Origin of the sequence: Nocardiopsis gilva YIM 90087 (assembly GCF_002263495.1) — a bacterium.
GTDB lineage: Bacteria > Actinomycetota > Actinomycetes > Streptosporangiales > Streptosporangiaceae > Nocardiopsis_C > Nocardiopsis_C gilva.
This window is the reverse complement of the sequence record NZ_CP022753.1, coordinates 5,589,908-5,607,522: the sequence shown is the minus strand read 5'-3', so window position 1 is coordinate 5,607,522 and position 17,615 is coordinate 5,589,908. Positions and strand designations below refer to the sequence as shown.

Annotated in this window: 16 protein-coding genes; 9 read left to right on the top strand and 7 right to left on the bottom strand. The window is 71.0% G+C overall.

All coding sequences use genetic code 11. The features are described from left to right. Window positions 1–52: 52 nt before the first annotated feature. Window positions 53–1,456 carry an LCP family protein gene (locus tag CDO52_RS24430; RefSeq protein WP_017618804.1) on the bottom strand — a complete coding sequence of 468 codons (1,404 nt, stop codon included), beginning with the start codon at window positions 1,454–1,456 and terminating at the stop codon, window positions 53–55. Window positions 1,457–1,907: 451 nt separating this feature from the next. Between CDO52_RS24430 and CDO52_RS24425 the strand changes: the two genes are divergently transcribed. Further along, window positions 1,908–2,909 carry a glycosyltransferase family 2 protein gene (locus CDO52_RS24425; RefSeq protein WP_269769205.1) on the top strand — a complete coding sequence of 334 codons (1,002 nt, stop codon included), beginning with the start codon at window positions 1,908–1,910 and terminating at the stop codon, window positions 2,907–2,909. A 64-nt stretch (window positions 2,910–2,973) separates the two neighbouring features. Here the strand turns inward: CDO52_RS24425 and CDO52_RS24420 are convergent, their stop codons facing one another. Next, complete coding sequence (locus CDO52_RS24420; protein WP_017618802.1) at window positions 2,974–3,744, bottom strand: glycerophosphodiester phosphodiesterase; 771 nt, start codon at window positions 3,742–3,744, stop codon at window positions 2,974–2,976. After that, entirely contained in the window at window positions 3,741–4,532 is a 792-nt protein-coding gene (locus CDO52_RS24415) for an IspD/TarI family cytidylyltransferase (RefSeq protein ID WP_051060749.1), read from the bottom strand. Before CDO52_RS24415 ends, CDO52_RS24420 begins: the two co-directional genes overlap by 4 nt. A gap of 495 nt (window positions 4,533–5,027) precedes the next feature. Between CDO52_RS24415 and CDO52_RS24410 the strand changes: the two genes are divergently transcribed. The 8 genes from CDO52_RS24410 to CDO52_RS24375 all read left to right on the top strand — a co-directional run bounded on the left by CDO52_RS24410 (window position 5,028) and on the right by CDO52_RS24375 (window position 12,082). Then, window positions 5,028–5,855, top strand: a complete 828-nt coding sequence (locus tag CDO52_RS24410; RefSeq protein ID WP_017618800.1) for an ABC transporter permease — start codon at window positions 5,028–5,030, stop codon at window positions 5,853–5,855. Next, window positions 5,855–6,670, top strand: a complete 816-nt coding sequence (locus CDO52_RS24405; protein ID WP_017618799.1) for an ABC transporter ATP-binding protein — start codon at window positions 5,855–5,857, stop codon at window positions 6,668–6,670. The genes CDO52_RS24410 and CDO52_RS24405 overlap by 1 nt, the downstream gene beginning before the upstream one ends. A gap of 146 nt (window positions 6,671–6,816) precedes the next feature. Further along, window positions 6,817–7,683, top strand: a complete 867-nt coding sequence (locus tag CDO52_RS24400) for a hypothetical protein (RefSeq protein ID WP_094932738.1) — start codon at window positions 6,817–6,819, stop codon at window positions 7,681–7,683. A 14-nt stretch (window positions 7,684–7,697) separates the two neighbouring features. After that, complete coding sequence (locus CDO52_RS24395) at window positions 7,698–8,345, top strand: DUF5941 domain-containing protein (protein ID WP_051060747.1); 648 nt, start codon at window positions 7,698–7,700, stop codon at window positions 8,343–8,345. Between the two features lie 16 nt (window positions 8,346–8,361). After that, complete coding sequence (locus tag CDO52_RS24390; RefSeq protein ID WP_017618796.1) at window positions 8,362–9,096, top strand: phosphocholine cytidylyltransferase family protein; 735 nt, start codon at window positions 8,362–8,364, stop codon at window positions 9,094–9,096. 5 nt (window positions 9,097–9,101) lie between these two features. After that, window positions 9,102–10,151 (top strand): iron-containing alcohol dehydrogenase family protein, encoded by a 1,050-nt coding sequence (locus CDO52_RS24385; RefSeq protein ID WP_094932737.1) that lies wholly within the window; start codon window positions 9,102–9,104, stop codon window positions 10,149–10,151. Continuing rightward, window positions 10,129–10,899 carry a CDP-alcohol phosphatidyltransferase family protein gene (locus tag CDO52_RS24380; RefSeq protein ID WP_017618795.1) on the top strand — a complete coding sequence of 257 codons (771 nt, stop codon included), beginning with the start codon at window positions 10,129–10,131 and terminating at the stop codon, window positions 10,897–10,899. The genes CDO52_RS24385 and CDO52_RS24380 overlap by 23 nt, the downstream gene beginning before the upstream one ends. Window positions 10,900–11,224: 325 nt before the next feature. Then, complete coding sequence (locus CDO52_RS24375) at window positions 11,225–12,082, top strand: glycosyltransferase family 2 protein (protein WP_094932736.1); 858 nt, start codon at window positions 11,225–11,227, stop codon at window positions 12,080–12,082. A 107-nt stretch (window positions 12,083–12,189) separates the two neighbouring features. Here the strand turns inward: CDO52_RS24375 and CDO52_RS24370 are convergent, their stop codons facing one another. From CDO52_RS24370 to CDO52_RS24355, 4 genes are all read right to left on the bottom strand, one after another. Further along, on the bottom strand, window positions 12,190–12,801 hold the full coding sequence (locus CDO52_RS24370) for a malonic semialdehyde reductase (protein WP_017618793.1): 612 nt from the start codon (window positions 12,799–12,801) through the stop codon (window positions 12,190–12,192). Between the two features lie 115 nt (window positions 12,802–12,916). Then, on the bottom strand, window positions 12,917–14,125 hold the full coding sequence (locus tag CDO52_RS24365; protein ID WP_033300250.1) for a glycosyltransferase family 4 protein: 1,209 nt from the start codon (window positions 14,123–14,125) through the stop codon (window positions 12,917–12,919). A gap of 356 nt (window positions 14,126–14,481) precedes the next feature. Further along, on the bottom strand, window positions 14,482–15,804 hold the full coding sequence (locus CDO52_RS24360) for a nucleotide sugar dehydrogenase (protein WP_017618791.1): 1,323 nt from the start codon (window positions 15,802–15,804) through the stop codon (window positions 14,482–14,484). Between the two features lie 106 nt (window positions 15,805–15,910). Beyond that, entirely contained in the window at window positions 15,911–17,563 is a 1,653-nt protein-coding gene (locus CDO52_RS24355) for a glycosyltransferase family 4 protein (protein WP_083919872.1), read from the bottom strand. Between the last annotated feature and the right edge of the window lie 52 nt (window positions 17,564–17,615).

The window sequence follows — 17,615 nt, the reverse complement described above, 5'->3', positions numbered from 1 at the left end:
GCCGGTATCCGCGGGGCGCGCTCGCCCCTCCGATCCGCCTATGCGGAGCAGACTATGGGGAGCAGACGTTGTCCTTGGCGGTGGAGGTGTGGACCTCGCCGCGTTCGCCCGCGCTCGGGGTGGCCGACGGCGTCGGGGCCGGGGGTGCATCGGGCGCGTCGATTCCCGCGTAGTTGAAGCCGATCACCACCTGCACCTCCTCGCCGAGTGTGGGGTCCTCCTGCAACTTGGCGTCGGGGATGACATCGGCGACGGCCTCGGCCGCCTTCTTCCGCTTCGGGGAGTGCCGCACCAACGTCGTCGAGACGTCCTTGGACGACCAGTTCTGCGCCGTCCCCGGCACCTGGAACCCGGCGTCGCGGAACGCCGCGCTGGCCCTGCCTCCCTGGCCCGGCGTGCCGGTCCCGTTGAAGATCTGCACGCGGATGTCACCGGCGCTCGGCTCGTCCACCCCCGGCCGTCCCTTCTTCTCCGGCTCGGTGACCGGCTTGTCCGCGGCGATCTGCGCGAACATGACGTTGGCGGCCGTGCGGTTCCAGGTGACCGCGACGTCGCCGCGCGGCGTCCAGTAGGCCGTGTCGTCCAGCGGGACCTGGGTGAAGGAGACGTCGCCCAGCCCGATGTCGCGCATTTGGTTGGCGAGCTCGTTGATGGTCGTGGTGTCCAGGCCCTCGTCGACGGTGATCGAGCTGAGCGCGCTGTCGAGGAAGGCGGTGAACCGGCCCGGATCGCTCAGCGTGTTCGAGTCCAGTGCCTTGTCCAGCAGTGCCGACATGACCTGCTGCTGCCGGTCGATGCGGTCGAGGTCGCCGCCCGCGGTCTTGCGGGTGCGGGCGAAGCCGAGCGCCTGGGTGCCGTCCACCTTGTGGGTGCCCGCGTCCATGTCCAGGTTGGCCTTGGGGTCCGAGATCGGTTCGGGCAGACACACCTCGATACCGCCGAGCGCGTCCACGACGTCGACGAACCCGGTGAAGTCGACCTCGACGTAGTGATCGATGCGCACCCGCGTCAGCGACTCCACGGTCCGCACGGTCAGCTGCGGGCCGCCGAACTGGTAGGCCGCGTTGATCTTGTTCTTGCCGTGTCCCGGAACGTCCACCCAGGAGTCGCGGGGGATGCCGACGACGGTGATCCGGTCGCGGTCGTGGTTCAGGTGGACCAGCATCATGGTGTCGGAGCGCTGCCCCTCCACGTGGCCCACACCCAGCTTCTTTCCGTCGCCCACCTCGGCGCGGCTGTCGGAGCCGATCAGCAGGACGTTGACCGCGCCCTTGGGGCCGGGGTCCGGGCGGTCGCCGCCCAGCCCCCCGAACACGTCGAACCGGTTCAGCTGGCCGGACATCCAGCCGGTCAGCCCCCACGCGGCGACCGAGGCCAGCAGGACGATCACCGACATCGTCCCGGCGGCCAGCAGCGCCCACTGCTTTCGGCGTGCCGCACGGCTGGGCAGTGCCATAGTGTGACGTGTCCGGGTGGTGTGAGGCGGCGACGCGGGCGGCGTAGGCGCCGAACGCACCCGGCGGAATTCCGGCCCGTCCTGCCGCTCGCTCATGCGTCCCCTCCCCGACACCCGCGTGTCGCCCCCGGTTCTTGGCTTCCCTAGGTTGTCACCCAATCCACCGATGGGTCACCGGATGTCGGTCCTCGGCGTGTTGTCGCCCGGTACGCGGCAACAGCGATCGGATCGGAGGAGGATGGTCCGCCACGTGGGCGCGGGCAGGGGGCGGGCAGCGCGCGGCCGCGGCCCACCAGCGGCGGGCCGACCGGTGAGCAGGGCCGGAACCGGCCGGAACTGCCGGTACCGTTATCTGCGAAGCACGCCGACCCCGGGTCCCCGCGCCGCGATGGCAGACCCGATGGCGGACTTCTCCCGTGAACAGCCCCCTGGTGACCACTTGGAAGCGACCGTGACCTGGCCTGCCGTATCGGTTGTCATGCCCATCCTGAACGAGGAGCGCCACCTTGAGGCCGCCGTGCGGCACGTCCTCGCCCAGGAGTACCCGGGCGAGCTCGAGGTGGTGCTCGCCGTCGGACCGTCGACGGACCGCACCCAGGAGGTGGCCGACGCGCTGGCCGCCGCCGACCCCCGCGTGAAGGTGGTGGCCAACCCCACCGGCCGCACCCCGGCCGGGCTCAACGCGGCGATCCACGCCTCCTCCAACTCCATCGTCGCCCGCATCGACGGCCACGCCATGATGCCGTCGGACTACCTGCGCGTGGCCGTGGAGACACTGGAGGAGACGGGCGCGGACAACGTCGGCGGCATCATGGCAGCCGAGGGCGAGACCCCCTGGGAGCAGGCCGTGGCCGCCGCCATGACCTCCAAGGTCGGCGTGGGCAACGCGCGCTTCCACACCGGGGGCGAGGGCGGCCCCGCCGACACCGTCTACCTGGGTGTCTTCCGCAGGTCGGCGCTCGACCGGGTGGAGGGGTACGACGAGGCGTTCCTGCGCGCCCAGGACTGGGAGATGAACCACCGGATCCGCAGCACCGGCGGTGTCGTGTGGTTCCAGCCGCGGATGCGCGTCTCCTACCGGCCGCGGCCCAATGCCAAGGGGCTCGCCAGGCAGTACTTCCACTACGGCCGCTGGCGCCGGGTGGTGGCCCGCCAGCACAAGGGCACGATCAACCTCCGCTACCTCGCCGCGCCGGTCGCGGTCACCGCCATCCTGGTCGGACTGGTGGCCGGGTTCGCCTTCTGGCCCGCCTGGATCATCCCGGGCGGCTACATCGCCGCGATCCTCGCCGCATCGCTGCCGCTGGGCCGGGGCCTGCCCCCCAAGGCGTGGCCGGCCATCCCCGTGGCACTCGCCACGATGCACATGGCCTGGGGCGTCGGTTTCCTCACCAGCCCGCCCGGGCTGGGGGCGGACTCCCGCACCGCGCGGGCCAAGCGCGCCAACGCCTGACCGTTGCGTTGATCTCGGGGATATCGGGGTCTCACGGCCGGTTTTTACCCCAATATCCCCGAGATCAACGATGGGCGCGGCGCGCTTCCAAGGACGCGACCACGCCGGACACATCGTCCACGACCACGGCGTCGACGCCGTCGTCGGCGAACCGCGCCGCGTCCACCGGGTCCGGGCACCAGGAGATGACCTCCATCCCGGCCCGGTGCGCGACGTCGACCGTGTAGGCGACCTCGCGGCGTCCCGGCCGCGGGGCGTCGCCGGTCAGACCGAACGAGCGGGCGTCGATGGCCACCAGCGCGCACCCCAGCCCGGCCGCCCCGGCGACCGCCTGGTCCAGCGGGTTGCGGACGAACGGCATCCACGCCGTGGGGATCTCCGGCGCCTCGGCGTGCACGGCCAGCAGCGCGCCCGGGTCGAAGGAGCAGACGAACATCCGGCGCCGCCGCGCCTCCCGCCGCAGGGCCGGAAGCAGCAGCGACATGGTGCGCCGACCGGGTGGGTCGGCGGCGTCCTCCATCACCGTCTTGACGTCCACGTCCAGGCCGATGTGCTCGGGGACGGCCGCGATCGCCTCGTCGAGCGTGACCAGTCCGGCGGACCGGCACTCCGCGGCCGGGAGGTCGATGATGGGGCGCCCGTCCGGCAGGGCCGCGTCATGGTGGACCAGCAGCCCGTCGTCGGCGCTGCGGCGGACGTCGATCTCGATCCAGGCGGCGCCCTGCTCGACCGCGGCGAGGAAGGAGGCGATGGTGTTCTCCCGCTCCTCGCCTGCGGCGGTGCGGCCGGCCCCGCGGTGCCCGATGACCTCGGTCGCGGTGAAGACGCCGCTCATGACGCCCCCCCTGCGTCGCGCAGGCGCAGCAGGACCTCGGCGATCTCGACGTCGCCGGGGTTGGTCACCTTGATGTTGGATTCCTCACCCTCGATGACGCGGACCTCCTCGTCGGGCAGGTAGCGCAGCACCACGCCGCAGTCGTCGGTGGCGACCAGGCCGGGGTCGGCCAGGGCCAGTTCGTAGGCGCGGCGGAGCACGTCCAACCGGAAGCCCTGGGGGGTCTGCATCCGGCGCAGGCTGGTGCGGGGCGGGACGTCGCGGATGGCCTCGCCGCCCGACGCGCCCGGCTCGACCGCCACGACCGTGTCGGAGGAGGGCACCGCCACCCCGGCGGCGCCGACCTCGGCGAGCGCGCCGACGCAGCGGCGGATCGTGCCCGCGGAGACCAGCGGACGCGCGGCGTCGTGCAGCAGGACCAGGTCGGTTCCGGGGCGGGCGTCGAGCGCCCGCAGGGCGGTGTGGGACGACGCGGTGCGCGTGGCGCCGCCCGGCAGGATCGCCGTGACCTTGCCGCCCGTGCCGCTGCCGAGCCCGGCGTCGGCCACGATCTTCTCGACCTCGGGCACCTGCTCCTCGACCATCACCACGATGACGTCGTCGACGTCCGGCGCCGCGCAGAACGCCGCGATGGCATGCTCGATGATCGGTCGCCCCGCCAGGGGCAGCAGCTGCTTGGGGAGCTCTCCCCCCATACGGGTCCCCGTTCCGCCGGCCAGGACGGCTGCGGTCACACGGGGGCGGGTCCGTCCGCCGGATGCGGGTCCGGGGGCGGTCTCAGTCGGCATCGCTCGACCTCTCGTCACCTGTCTGCGGGGAAGCACCCGGCGGGCCGGGGGTGGCGGCACGGGGGCTCGTCTGCCGAGGTTAGCGGAATCGCGTCGGCTCCCTCCGGCTCTCGATCCGCCAACGATGGCCGGACAGCGCGTGACAATACGCCCTGGTTGAACCATCCTTCCGGTAGCGCGGGTACGCTGAGGACGCCTGAATGGGTTCCCGGTTGTCCTCGGTTGTGACAGGATCAGGGCGCCGAGACCGGGGGCGCGCCTCGAGGGCTGTGGTCGACCAGAGCCCCTGGCCCCATGCCCCGCGGGACCGCGGCGTTGATCGTTGCGGTGGGTCCGCGGTCCCCCACAGGCAGGCCCGGCCCGGATCGCGCCGGTGTCCGTCCCCGTTGTGAGTGGCGCCGCCGTCGGCAGGCCGTCGGCGCGTGCACACCGTGGTCCTGTGTTCCATGTTTCATAGTTTCCGAGTCTGTGTTGAGTATCCCCGAGGAGGTGGCGGTGGCGTCGAGGGCGCTGGCCGTCTGGCAGAACCGGCAGGTCGTAGGCCTCCTGGTGAGACGCAACCTGAAGGTCAAGTACCAGCAGTCGGTCCTGGGCTACGCCTGGTCGATGCTGGAACCGCTGGCGATGTCGGGGGTCTACTTCCTCGTCTTCGGTGTGCTGCTCAACGCCGACCGCGGTACGCCCGGCGGGCCGGACGCGCCCGGCGGCTACATGCTGTTCCTGATCTGCGGGCTGCTCCCCTGGCTGTCCTTCAGCGCGTCGCTGGGTGAGGCGCCGCGGGCGCTCATCAGCCACTCCAAGCTCATCACGACGATGAAGGTGCCGCGGGAGATCTTCCCGCTCGCGGTGGTCACCACGAAGTTCGTGGAGTACCTGTTCACCTGGCCGGTCCTGCTGCTCTTCGTGTTCGTCCTGGGCGGGCGCACCTGGGGGATTGGCCTGCTGGTCTGGCTGCCGCTGGCGCTGACCGTGCAGTTCCTGTTCACGCTGGGCGTGACGCTGCTGCTGTCCTCCGTCAACGTGCTGCTGCGCGACATCGAGCGGATCGTGCGTATCCTGAACCGGGTGCTGTTCTACGCGTCCGCCGTCGTGTATCCGGCCAGCCTGGTGCTCGACAGCGGGGCCGCGCCAGGGTGGTTCAAGGTTGTGTACCAGCTCAATCCGCTCGTCGGGATCTTCCAGATGCACCAGTCCGTCTGGTTCCCGGTCGGTACCCCGTCGTCGATCGCCCTGGGGGGTGCCATCGGTGGCGCGGTCATCATGTTCATCATCGGGTACTCGACGTTCCGGCGTCTGGAAATGTCCGTCCTGAAGGAGTTGTGATGGCGCAGCCGGTCATCGAGGCGAAGGGGCTCGGCGTCAAGTTCGCGGTGAACCGTCGGCGCAAGCGCAGCCTGCGCGAGATGTTCATCCACGGCAAGAAGCGCGACCCCAACGCGGCCGGAGCGGACTTCTGGCCGCTGCGCGACGTCTCCTTCGAGATCGACCGCGGCGACTGCGTGGGGATCGTCGGCAAGAACGGCACGGGCAAGTCCACGCTGCTCAAGCTGATCGCGGGCGTCCTCATCCCCGACGAGGGCAGGGTCGCCGTGCGCGGCAAGGTCGCCCCGCTGCTGGAGCTGCGCGCGGGCTTCTCCGACCAGCTCACCGGCCGGGAGAACGTCCACCTCGTGGGCTCGCTGCACGGCATGGACCCCAAGACGATCGAGGAGAAGTTCGACGAGATCGTCGACTTCGCCGAGATCCGCGAGGGCTACATCGACATGCCGGTGCGCCACTACTCCAGCGGGATGAAGGTGCGCCTCGGCTTCGCGCTCATCTCCCAGCTGGAGCACCCGGTCATGCTCGTCGACGAGGTGCTGGCCGTCGGCGACAAGGCGTTCAAGCGCAAGTGCTACGCCAAGATCGAGGAGATGCTGGAGAACCACCGCACCATGGTGCTGGTCTCGCACAGCGAGGCCGACCTCAAGCGGTTCTGCAACCGCGGCCTCTACATCAAGGACGGGTCGGTCGCGCTCGACTCCGACATCAAGAGCGCGCTGGACGCCTACAACGCCGACACCCAGGCCGAGCTCGACGCCAAGAAGAAGGCCGCCGAGGACAAGAAGAAGTCCGAAGGCGGCGGCCAGGCGGCCTGATTCCGGCGCCCTCCTCCGCGCGCCCCGGCTGGACGTGCGGGACCGGTTTTCCCTCTTTTCTCCGGGAATTCCGCGTGGCGATGATTGCCTGGCGCGGCATCCTGGGTCACGGTTCTGCGCAGGGCCGCTCGGGGAGGGGCACGACCATGGCCAAAGCCGCCGCACTGACCGACCACTGGCTCGGCCCGTTGTCGCGTCCCGGCGCGCGCTGGGCGCGACGCGCCCACCTCACTCCCTCCGGGCTGGGCAGAATCGGCCTGGTCCTCACCGTGCCGGCCGCCGTCTGGTTCACCGAGCCGGGCCCGCGGGGCGCCCTCATCGGCTCCCTGTTCCTCGCCGCCGCCCTGTGCACCGATGCCGTCGCCGGGGAGCTGGTGGGGGAGCGGCGTGACGCGCTGGAGGCATGGCTGACGGCCATGCTGTCGCGGCTGCGCGAGTACATCGTCTACCTGGGGCTGGCCATCGCGGGGACGCTGTCGGGCGTCCCCGACGCCTGGGGGTGGGCCGCCGGCACGCTCATCGCGGTGGCACTGCGCGACTCGGTGGTGGCCGCGCACCGCGCCCGCCCCGACCTGAGCGGGCCGCCCCAGGGGGTGGTCGTGCCCGCTCAGCCGCGCGGCGGCGGCTGCGTCAGCGTGTCGCTCATCGACGCCGTCGATCCCAGCGGCACCACCGCCGACCGCTCGCCCAGCGACCCGACGCTCACCGCGGAGCTGTTCGGCACCGCCACGAGCGCCACCGCTGACGGCGAGGGCGGCAGCGGGGCAGACCGGGACGACCGGCGGGAGCGTCCGCCGCGACCCGACGCCCCAGCGGCGGTGAGCGCCGGTACTCCGCCACCCACCGCGGCGCGTCGCCTCCTGGCCTTTCCCCAGGCCGCCCGGTTCGCGACGGTGGCACTGACGATAACGATTTGGGACCCTCGGGTGACGTTCATCGCACTGATCGTCGGTTGCGGTGTGGCGGTCGCGGCCGAGGTCGTGGACCAGCCGGTCCACGCCGAGGCGGGATAGGGTGATCGGAGAACATGGTCGCGTCACTGCGGCCGCGCTGGTATAGCGCGGTTGACCTGCGAGTTCTTCGTGACGATGGTCACCTTAGCGTCGCGTTCGGCCGGTTCGGCGCCGGAGCGCTCCCCCCGCTGCTCCCGGCTCTGGCCGGTGCGCTGGTGGTGGGAGTGCTGCTGCTCGCCGGTCTTGGACGCTTGTCAGGCATTACCCTGTTCGCACCGGCCGCCGCCCTCCTGCTCGCGGGAGTGGCGTCGGGGCATCCACACGATGGGCGATTTGATTGGATGGTCCCGCCGGTCCTGCGCGGAACCGAGTACCTTTACCTACTCGCGCTCGGCTACGGATCCGGTGTGCCGGGTCCACTGGTGTTCGTACTCTTGACTGCGGTCGTACTGCACCATCGCGACGCCGTGCGCCGGCCCGGCTGCGGCGTACGCCCACCCGCCTGGGCCACCAGAGCGATGCTGGGCTGGGACGGCCGGATGCTGTTCATCGCCTGCGGCGGTGTGCTCGGCTGGCTGCCGTTCGCCTACGGCGTGCTCGCGGGCTACCTGGTGGTGCTGCTCGTCGGAGAGGCCACGAGGAGCTGGCTCGCAACCCCCGTCACGACCCTGGCGGATGTTCCGCGAAACGAACGTGGAGGCATGGACGCCTCCACCGGTTAAGGAGGAAGGCGCGTACATGCTCGGTATGGTTCTGGCCGCAGGAGCGGGCCGCCGTCTGCGCCCATACACCGACACGCTGCCCAAGGCGCTCGTGCCGGTCGATGGTGACGACACCACCATCATGGACATCTCTCTGCGCAACCTCGCCGCGGCCGGGCTGACCGACGTTGTCGTCGTCGTCGGCTACCGCGCCGAGGCGGTCGAGGAGCGCAAGGAGGCGCTGGAGCGCCGCCACGGCGTCAAGCTGACGCTCTGCTACAACGACAAGGCCGAGGAGTGGAACAACGCCTACTCCCTGTGGACCGCGCGCGAGTACTTCTCCGAAGGCGTCCTCCTCGTCAACGGCGACACCGTGCACCCGGTGAGCGTTGAGGAGACGCTACTCGCCGCCCGGGGGCCGGAGCTCCTCCTGGCGGTGGACAACGTCAAAACTCTCGCCGACGAGGAGATGAAGGTAACCCTGGACTCCGCCGGGCACCTGCAGGGCATCACCAAGCTCATGGACCCCGCCACCGCCGCGGGCGAGTACATCGGCGCCACCCTCATCGAGGGCTCGCTGGGCGACCGCCTGGCCGACGCCCTGAAGGCCACCTGGGGGCGCGACCCGCAGCTGTACTACGAGGACGGCTACCAGGAGCTGGTGAACCGCGGCGAGAAGGTCGCCATCGCTCCGATCGGCAAGGTGGACTGGGTCGAGGTGGACGACCACGACGACCTGAACCGCGCCCGGGAGATCGCATGCCGCTACTAGCCCGGATGCTCCCTTCCCCCCTGACGATCGACGTCCGACGGGGGGCCATCTCCTCCCTCGGAGCGGTCCTCGCCGACCGCCGGATCGCCACTGAGGGACGCGTCGCGGTCGCGGTCGGCCCCGGACAGGGCGCCCAGATCGCGGCCGACCTCGACCTCCCCAACTGCGAGGTCTTCCGGGTCGAGAACGGCAGCATCGACGTCGCCACCGAGCTCGGCAAGAAGCTGCGGTCCGGCCACTACGAGGCCGTGGCCGGCATCGGCGGCGGCAAGACCATCGACGTCACCAAGTTCGCCGCGTCCATGGCGGGCATCCCCATGGTCGCCGTGGCCACCAATCTGGCCCACGACGGCATCGCCTCCCCCACCGCCTCGCTGGAACACGAAAGCGGCAAGGGCTCCTACGGCGTCAGCATGCCCATCGCCGTGGTCATCGACGTGGACTACGTCCGCGCCGCCCCGCAGCGCCTCGTGCGGTCGGGCATCGGCGACGCCATCAGCAACTTCTCGGCCATCGCCGACTGGGAGCTGGCCGGGCGTGAGCAGGGCGAACCCGTGGACGGCATGGCCGTCACCTTCGCCCGGATGGCCGCCGAAGCCCTGCTGCACCGGACGGACTCGGTGGAGTCCCAGGAGTTCCTCACCGTCCTGGCCGAGGCGCTGGTGCTCAGCGGCATGGCCATGTCGGTCGCCGGGTCGAGCCGCCCGGCCAGCGGCGGCTGCCACGAGGTGCTGCACGCCATCGACCAGCTGTTCCCGGGCACCAGCAACCACGGTGAGCTGGCCGGGATCGGCGCTCTGTTCACCTACTTCCTGCGGCAGAAGTACCTGGGCGAGGGCGAGCAGCGGATGCGCGACATCCGCGCCTGCCTGCTCCGGCACGAGCTGCCCATCCTCCCGGGCGATGTCGGCTTGGACGAGGAGGCCTTCGCGCGCGCGGTGGCCTACGCCCCCTCGACCCGGCCGGGCCGCTACACCATCCTGGAGCATCTGGCCCTGGCGGATGACGAGATTCGACGGAGCGTCGGTGAGTATGTCGAAACCCTCGGTCGCTGAGGTCCGCGCGGGAGGACAGCCCGAGGGCATCAAGGAGCGCGTCAACGAGGAGCACTGGGCGGGCCGCCTCTACATGCGGGACATCTCGCCGTACGTGAGCACGGTGTTCGTCCGGCTGGGCGTCCCACCCAACCCCATCACCTACCTGATGATGGCGTGCGGCGTGCTGGCCGGGGTCACGCTCGCCTTCGGCGGGCTGTGGTCGGCGCTGGCCGCCGCCGTGCTCATCCAGGTCTACCTGCTCCTCGACTGCTCCGACGGCGAGGTCGCCCGCTACACCGGGCGCACCAGTGTCGCCGGGATCTACCTCGACCGCATCGGGCACTACCTGTCCGAGATCGCGCTGCTGATCGGCCTGGGCATCCGCGCCCAGGGCGAGTTCGGGGCCGGCGGGTGGGTGGTCGCCGGGATGGCCGCGGCGCTGGGCGCCGCGCTCATCAAGGTCGAGACCGACAACGTCGTCGTGGCCCGCGCCAAGGCCGGACTGCCGGAGAAGATCCCGGACTCGGCCCTGGCGCCGCGCTCGGCCGGGCTGAGCCTGGCCCGCAAGGCCGCCGCGGCGCTGCGCTTCCACCGCGTCATCCAGGCGGTGGAGCTGTCGCTGCTGGTGGTCGTCGTCGCGATCGTCGACGCGGTCCGCGGCGACCTGCTGGCCACGCAGGTGCTCGTGGTCGCCTGTGTCGCCGTGGCCGCGCTGCAGACCGTGCTGCACCTGGTCAGTGTGTTGGCCTCGCGCCGCCTCTCCTGACACCGGCGCCGGTCCCGCCATGGCGGGACCGGCGTCTTTCCCGAAATCCGAGATCATCCATGGTCACGCTCCGTATAATCTGCACACGAGCTGTGAGCATCGCTTTTATCTCTCGGTTAGCCTCACCATGCGATGGTCAACGCTTCAGACCTGTGTCTCCTGACGTTCACGAACGGTTCTCATGAGTAGTCCCGCTTCCTCCAAGGCCCCCGCGTCGGGCTCCGCCCCCGGGCGGGAGCCCTCCGACCTGACGCCGGCCGAAGGCGTCGCCTCCCGTACAGTTGACGGCAGCCTGGACGGTGCTGGTCGGGGAGGTATACAGAAGATGAAGATCTCCTGTGTGCTGCTGACGATGGGCAACCGTCCGGCCGAACTGCGCCGCGCGATCAACAGCGTGTTCGAGCAGCAGGGCGTCGACATCGACGTCATCGTCGTCGGCAACGGCGCCGACCTGCCGGAACTGCCCAAGGGCGTGGCCGAGGTGCGGCTTCCGGAGAACGTGGGCATCCCTGAGGGCCGCAACCTCGGCGTCCAGGAGTGCCGCGGCGACATCATCCTGTTCCTCGACGACGACGGCTGGTACCGCTCGCCCGATCTCGCCCGGCACGTGCACGACGCGTTCGCCGCCGATCCCGGCCTGGGCGCGATCTCCTTCCGTATCGCCGACCCCGACGGCGGCCCCGACCAGCGGCGGCACGTGCCGCGGCTGCGTGTGGGCGACTCGCAGCGCTCCAGCCGGGTCACCACCTTTCTCGGGGGCGCGTGCGCGATCCGGCGCACCGCGTTCGAGCAGGGCGGGGGGCTGCCCGGCGAGTTCTTCTACGCGCACGAGGAGACCGACCTCGCCTGGCGGATCATGGACGCCGGCTTCCACATCGTCTACGACGCCGAGGCCGTGATGTACCACCCGGCGGTGGCGCCGACCCGGCACGAGAACTTCTACCGCCTCAACGCCCGCAACCGGGTCTGGCTGGCCCGGCGCAACCTGCCCTGGACGCTGGCGGCCATCTACCTGGCGACCTGGGTGGGCATCACCGTCCTGCGGGAACGCAACGGTGCCGCGCTGCGCGCGTGGTGCCGGGGCTTCATGGAGGGGTGGCGCGAGGATGCCGGGCGGCGCGCGCCGATGAAGTGGTCCACCGCCTGGCGGATGACCCGCACCGGCCGTCCGCCGATCATCTGAGGACGCTCGGCCCCTTCCGTTGATCTCGGAGATATTGGGGGAAAAATCGACGCTGAGACCCCAATATCTCCGAGATCAACGGAAGGGGCACGGGTGGCGGTTGTGCCCTACACCTCGGTGACGACCTCGTCGTACTCGAAGCGGGGGAGGCGCGGGAAGGGCGGCTGCCCCTCGGCGGGCGTGCCTATGTTCACCACGACGAGGCTCTTCCGGGAGCCGTCGGCGAAGAACTCCCGGTCCACTCCCGCGGCGTCGAAGCCGGTCATCGGTCCGGCGGCCAGACCGGCGGCACGGATGCCGAGCAGCACGTAGGCGATCTGCAGCGTCGCGTTGAGCCGCCCGTTGGTGTCGCGGGCCGCCTCGTCGGCGAACATGCCCTTGATCATCTCCCCGCGCCCGGGGAAGACCTCCTCGCCCCTCTCATGGAACGCGGTGTCGTAGGCGAGGATCGCGACGAGCGGTGCCGTACGCGTCTTCTCCTGGTTCGGCTCGGCCATGTGCTGGACCAGGCGCTCGCGGCTCTCGGCCGAGCGCACCAGCGTCACGCGCAGCGGCTGGGTGTTCAGGGAGGTCGGGCCGTACTTGACCAGGTCGTGGATGGCCCGGACCTGCTCCTCGGTGACGGGCTCGTCGGTGAAGGCACCGACCGTGCGCGCGTCGCGGAACAGGAGGTCCTGGGCTTCCTTGGAGAGTTCGAGCAGCTCGGCGGTCTCGCTCATGGCATCCCTCGTGGATCGCGGGGACCGTGGCCTTCACGGTCAATCGAGCCCAACTCGTCTTCCTGGGAAACTATTCCGGGGTCGCGGGTGCGTGTGGCACACTCCACACAACGGCTCAGGCCGTGGTGTCGGGGATCGCGGCGTCCACCACCGGAAGCCGCTGCGGCGTGGGTGGAACCGTGCTCTGCCGCGGGACCTGCTCCGTGTCGCCGACCATCTGCCGCTGGTGGCCCGGCGTGGCCTTGGCCCACTCCTCCAGCTGGCGGACGAACACGTCGGCGTGGACCGGCCAGTGGAAGGCCGCCCGCGCGATCTCGTGGCCGGTGCGCGCGAACCGGTGGCGCAGCGGCGGGTCCGAGCGCAGCCGCAGCACCGCCTCGGCGGCCGCCACAGCGTCGCCGAACGGCACCACCATTCCGCAGTCGCCCTCCGGGCGGCCGGAGACCAGCTCCGCGGCCACGGGGTTGGGGGTGGTGATGACCGGCAGGCCGTGCGCCATGTACTCGACGACCTTGGTGGGCAGCGAGTGCCGGTAGTTCGGGGTGTCCTGGAGCATACAGATCCCGGCCATCGCGCCGCTGACCATGCGCAGCGCCTGGTCGTTGGGGACGAACCCGTACCAGCGGATCGCCTCGTCCTGCTGGGCCTGGCGGAGCATGGGCCGGATCTCCGGGTCGGCGGCGCCGATCACCTCGACCCGCACGCCGCGCGGACGCAGCAGCCGACCGAGCTCCACCAGCTCGGCGGCGCCGCGCGCGGCCGACAGCTGCCCCAGGTAGACGACGCGGTCGGTGCCGGGCTGGCGGCCCGGGCGCTCCGGGACGTAGGTGGTGTTGGGGACGACCGGGTGCGGCAGCTCGAACCGGTCGCGGTAGCCCTCCTCGGCCAGGATGAGGTGCATCCGGTGCTCGGCGCGCCGCTCGCACGCGCGGACGAGCGGCCCCAGCGGGCGGCGCAGCGGGCGGGGCAGCCACGGCTTGGTCAGCACCGAGGCCGCGGTGTCCTCGTGCACGTCCCAGACGGTCACCGGACGGTTCCTGGGCAGCGCGAGCAGCAGCTCGGGGTCGTGGAAGAGCAGGACATCGGCGCTGGGCGCGTGTTCGGCCAGGAGGCGCCGGGCCGCCCGCAGCGACCGCGCCCGCCGCCGTCCCGCCGCCCTGGGCACGTCGATGGCGGTCAGGTCCGACCACGGCGTGACGCCGCGTTCGCGGAACGGCGCGATATAGGTGACGCTGTGCCCGGCGTCCAGCATGGCGCGGATCTGGCGGTGCAGGATGCGCGCGTCCTCCGGATGGTGGACCACAGTGGCCACAACAGCGTGCATATCCGACTTCACCTGCTTCTTGTAGCCACAAAGGGGCCTGGACCAACATTCGCGCGAAAAGGTGCGAATGTCCGCCTGCCACGCTAAGCAGCCAGGGAAACAACAGGTGAAAAGTCGGGTTACGGACAGACGTGAGTGGGGTGAATGACCTTGTACTGACTTCGCCGGGTGCGGCGGGAAAACCCGGATACGGCCCGGCATGGGGGTGTTCACCGCAGGGTCAAATCGCCCCAAATTTTGGCGATTTCTCGCTTTCGGTGCGGGGAGTTCCTCGGGGATGGTGGGGACGCCGACGGCCCCGGCCCCGTTGTCGGGCCGGGGCCGGGGAACGCTGTGCGGGCGTCCTGGACGACCCGCTAGAGGACCTGGATGCCGTCGCGGGTGATCGGGCTGGTGGTGCGGCGGCCGTCGGTCTCGGCGGGGTCGAGGCGGCGCAGCACGCCGCGGGTGTCGAGCAGCAGCCGGGCGCGCTCGGTGAGCAGCTTGGGCCGGTAGTCGGGGTGGTCGGTGAGCAGGATGGTCAGATCGGCGTCGGCCAGGGCCTGCTCCAGGTTTTCGGCGCGCGGAACCTGCTCGCCGCTGACGGACCACTCCTCGACGTGCGGGTCGTGGTAGGTGAGCGCGGCGCCCTTGGCCGCGAGCTTCCGGGCCACCGGGCGGGCCGGGGACTCGCGTTGGTCGGCGATGCCGGCCTTGTAGGTGACGCCGAGCAGCAGCACCTTGGACCGCGACAGCGCCAGCCCGCTGTCGTTGAGCAGCTCCTGGGCGCGCTGCAGCACGTAGGTGGGCATCCGCGCGTTGATCTCCTGGGCCAGCTCCACGAACCGGAACGGGTAGCCCAGCGTCTTGACCTTGTAGGACAGGTAGTTCGGGTCGATGGGGATGCAGTGTCCGCCGACGCCGGGACCGGGGTAGAACGCCTGGAAGCCGAACGGCTTGGTGGAGGCGCAGGCGATGGCGTCCCACAGGTCGACGCCCAGCTCCTGGCAGAAGATCGCCATCTCGTTGACCAGCGCGATGTTGACGTGCCGGTAGGTGTTCTCCAGCAGCTTGGCCATTTCGGCTTCGCGGGTGCCGCGCGCCTGGACCACGGAGTTCACGAACTTGCCGTAGAAGGTGGCGGCGAGTTCGCCGCAGCGCGCGGTCATGCCCCCCACCACCTTGGGCGTGTTGGCGATGCCGAAGGCCGGGTTGCCCGGGTCGATGCGCTCCGGCGAGAACGCCAGGTGGAAGTCGGCGCCGGCGACCAGGCCGGACTCCTCCAGGATCGGGCGCACGACCTCCTCGGTCGTGCCGGGGTAGGTGGTCGACTCCAGGATGACCAGGGTGCCCGGGCGCAGCCGCGCGGCCACGGACCGGGCAGCCGCCGTGACGGCGCCCAGGTCGGGGCCGCCCTCGTCGGACAGCGGGGTGGGGACGCAGATGACGATGGTGTGGGCGCCGCTCAGGACGTCGGCGTCCGTGGTGGCGCGGAACCCCGCCTCCAGCATCTCCGCGATGTCGCCGGGCTCCAGGTCGTCGATGTGCGACTGTCCGGCGTTCAGCCCGTCGGTGACCTCCGGGCTGACGTCGAGCCCGGTGACCTGGAGGCCGACGCGGCTCGCCGCGTGCGCCAGCGGCAGGCCGACGTATCCGAGGCCGATGACGACCAGGTCGGAAGTAGAGGTAGCGACATCCACAGGGGGTCCCCCTCGGGTTCTCTTTTTCGGTGCGGAATATCGAGGAACGAACGAGGACTTCCAAATACCGACTAGATGCCCGAGGGTACTTCGCGGTTTGCCGCGATTACAGACCGTGGCCTGGTTCGGACACTTTTCGGATTACTGCCTCATAGGACTCGATATAGCGGTAGGCGGCCGCGCGCCAGGTTCGGGCATTCCCGACCCGCTGGCGGCCCGCGAGACCGAACTCCTCTCGCGTTTCACGACTGTAAGCCAGCTTTTCGAGCGCGTCCGCTAGACCTTCCGAGTCGTCCGGAGGAATTAACTCACCGGTCATCCCCGGTTCCACGATCTCGCGCAGCGCCTCGACGTCGCTGGCCACGACCGGGAGGCCCCCAGCCATCGCCTCCACCGGCTTCAGCGGGGTGACCAGCCGGCTGACGCGTGCGTCGCGCCGCGGCACCGCGAACACGTCGAGGACGGCGTGGTGGCGCCGGACCGCCTCCGCCGGGACCCGGCCGGGGAAGTGCGCTGCTTCGCCCAGCCCGGCCGCCGCGGCCCGCTCGCGCAGCGCTCCCAGTTCCGGTCCATCGCCCACGATCAGCAGGTGCGCCGGAACCTCGCGGCGGCGCAGCTCGGCCACGGCGTCCACCAGCGTGTCGAGCCCCTCGTAGCCGTAGCAGCTGGTGGTCGTCCCGGCCACGAAGTCCTCGGGGCCGATGCCCAGCTCACGGCGGAGATCCGCCCCGTCGGGCAGCGGGTCCAGGAACGCCTCGTCCACCGCGTTGGGCACCACGACGACCCGCTCGGGGACGATACCGCGCGCCACGATGTCGGCGCGCATCGTCTCACCCAGCGTCACCACGAGGTCGGCCGCCTCCATGCACGCCGTCTCCCGGGCGCGCTCGGCCCGGTAGTAGGCGTCGTTCACGCTGCGGGAGGGATCGCGCGACAGCCACGACTCCTCCAGGAACCCGCGCACCTCGTAGACCACCGGCAGGCCGTAGCGCTCCCGCAGGCCCAGGGCCAGCCGGGCGTTGAGGTGGTTGCTGGCCGCGTGCAGCACCCGCGGGCGCAGCCGCTCGACCAGGGGGGCCGCGCGGCGCAGCCCCGCGCGCAGCGCCCGGGCGTCGTCGCCGGGGGCGATCCACGGCAGCAGCCGGTGGTAGGGCACGCCGTCGACATCCACGCGGGGCCGGGCGTCGGGGACGCCCTTGGTGAGCGGGTAGCCCAGCCGCGTCACCACGTGCGGGTCGAGCCCGGCGGCGCGCTGGCCGAGCGCGATGCGGTGGGTCCGCTGGGTGTATCCGGCGTTCGTGTGCGGCAGCGCGTTGGTGACGACGTGCAGCACGCGGAGGTCGTCGGTTGCGGATCTCCCAGCGTTCATCGTGTCGTCGCGTCGCGTTTTCTGCCTCGGCGTTACCTTGATGTCGTGCCGGTGCTCGGGGAGATCGACAGAGGTGTCGGCGGGGACGGCGCGTCCCGTCGTCACGTCCAACCGGTGCGCCAACCGGGTGCGGCGCGGACCCTCGGGCAGCCGGTCCAGCAGCTCCTCCGCCAGGACGGGTTCCTCGATGGCCAGCGCGAACGCCGTCATGCGGGCGAGCGAACCGGGTGTGGCGGTCGTGGCGGCGTCGCGGATGGCCCGCAGCGTCGCGTCGCGGCGGCCGGCGTCCCACAGGGCGTAGGCCTGGGGCAGCGTGCCGAGCCGTCCTGCGGTGGCGCGGACGCGTCCGCGGACACCCCCGGGCAGCAGCCGCAGGGCCAGCAGCGGCATACGGGCGGGTTCGGCCCGCAGGTGCCGCCAGGTCAGGGTCGCGGTGAAGGTC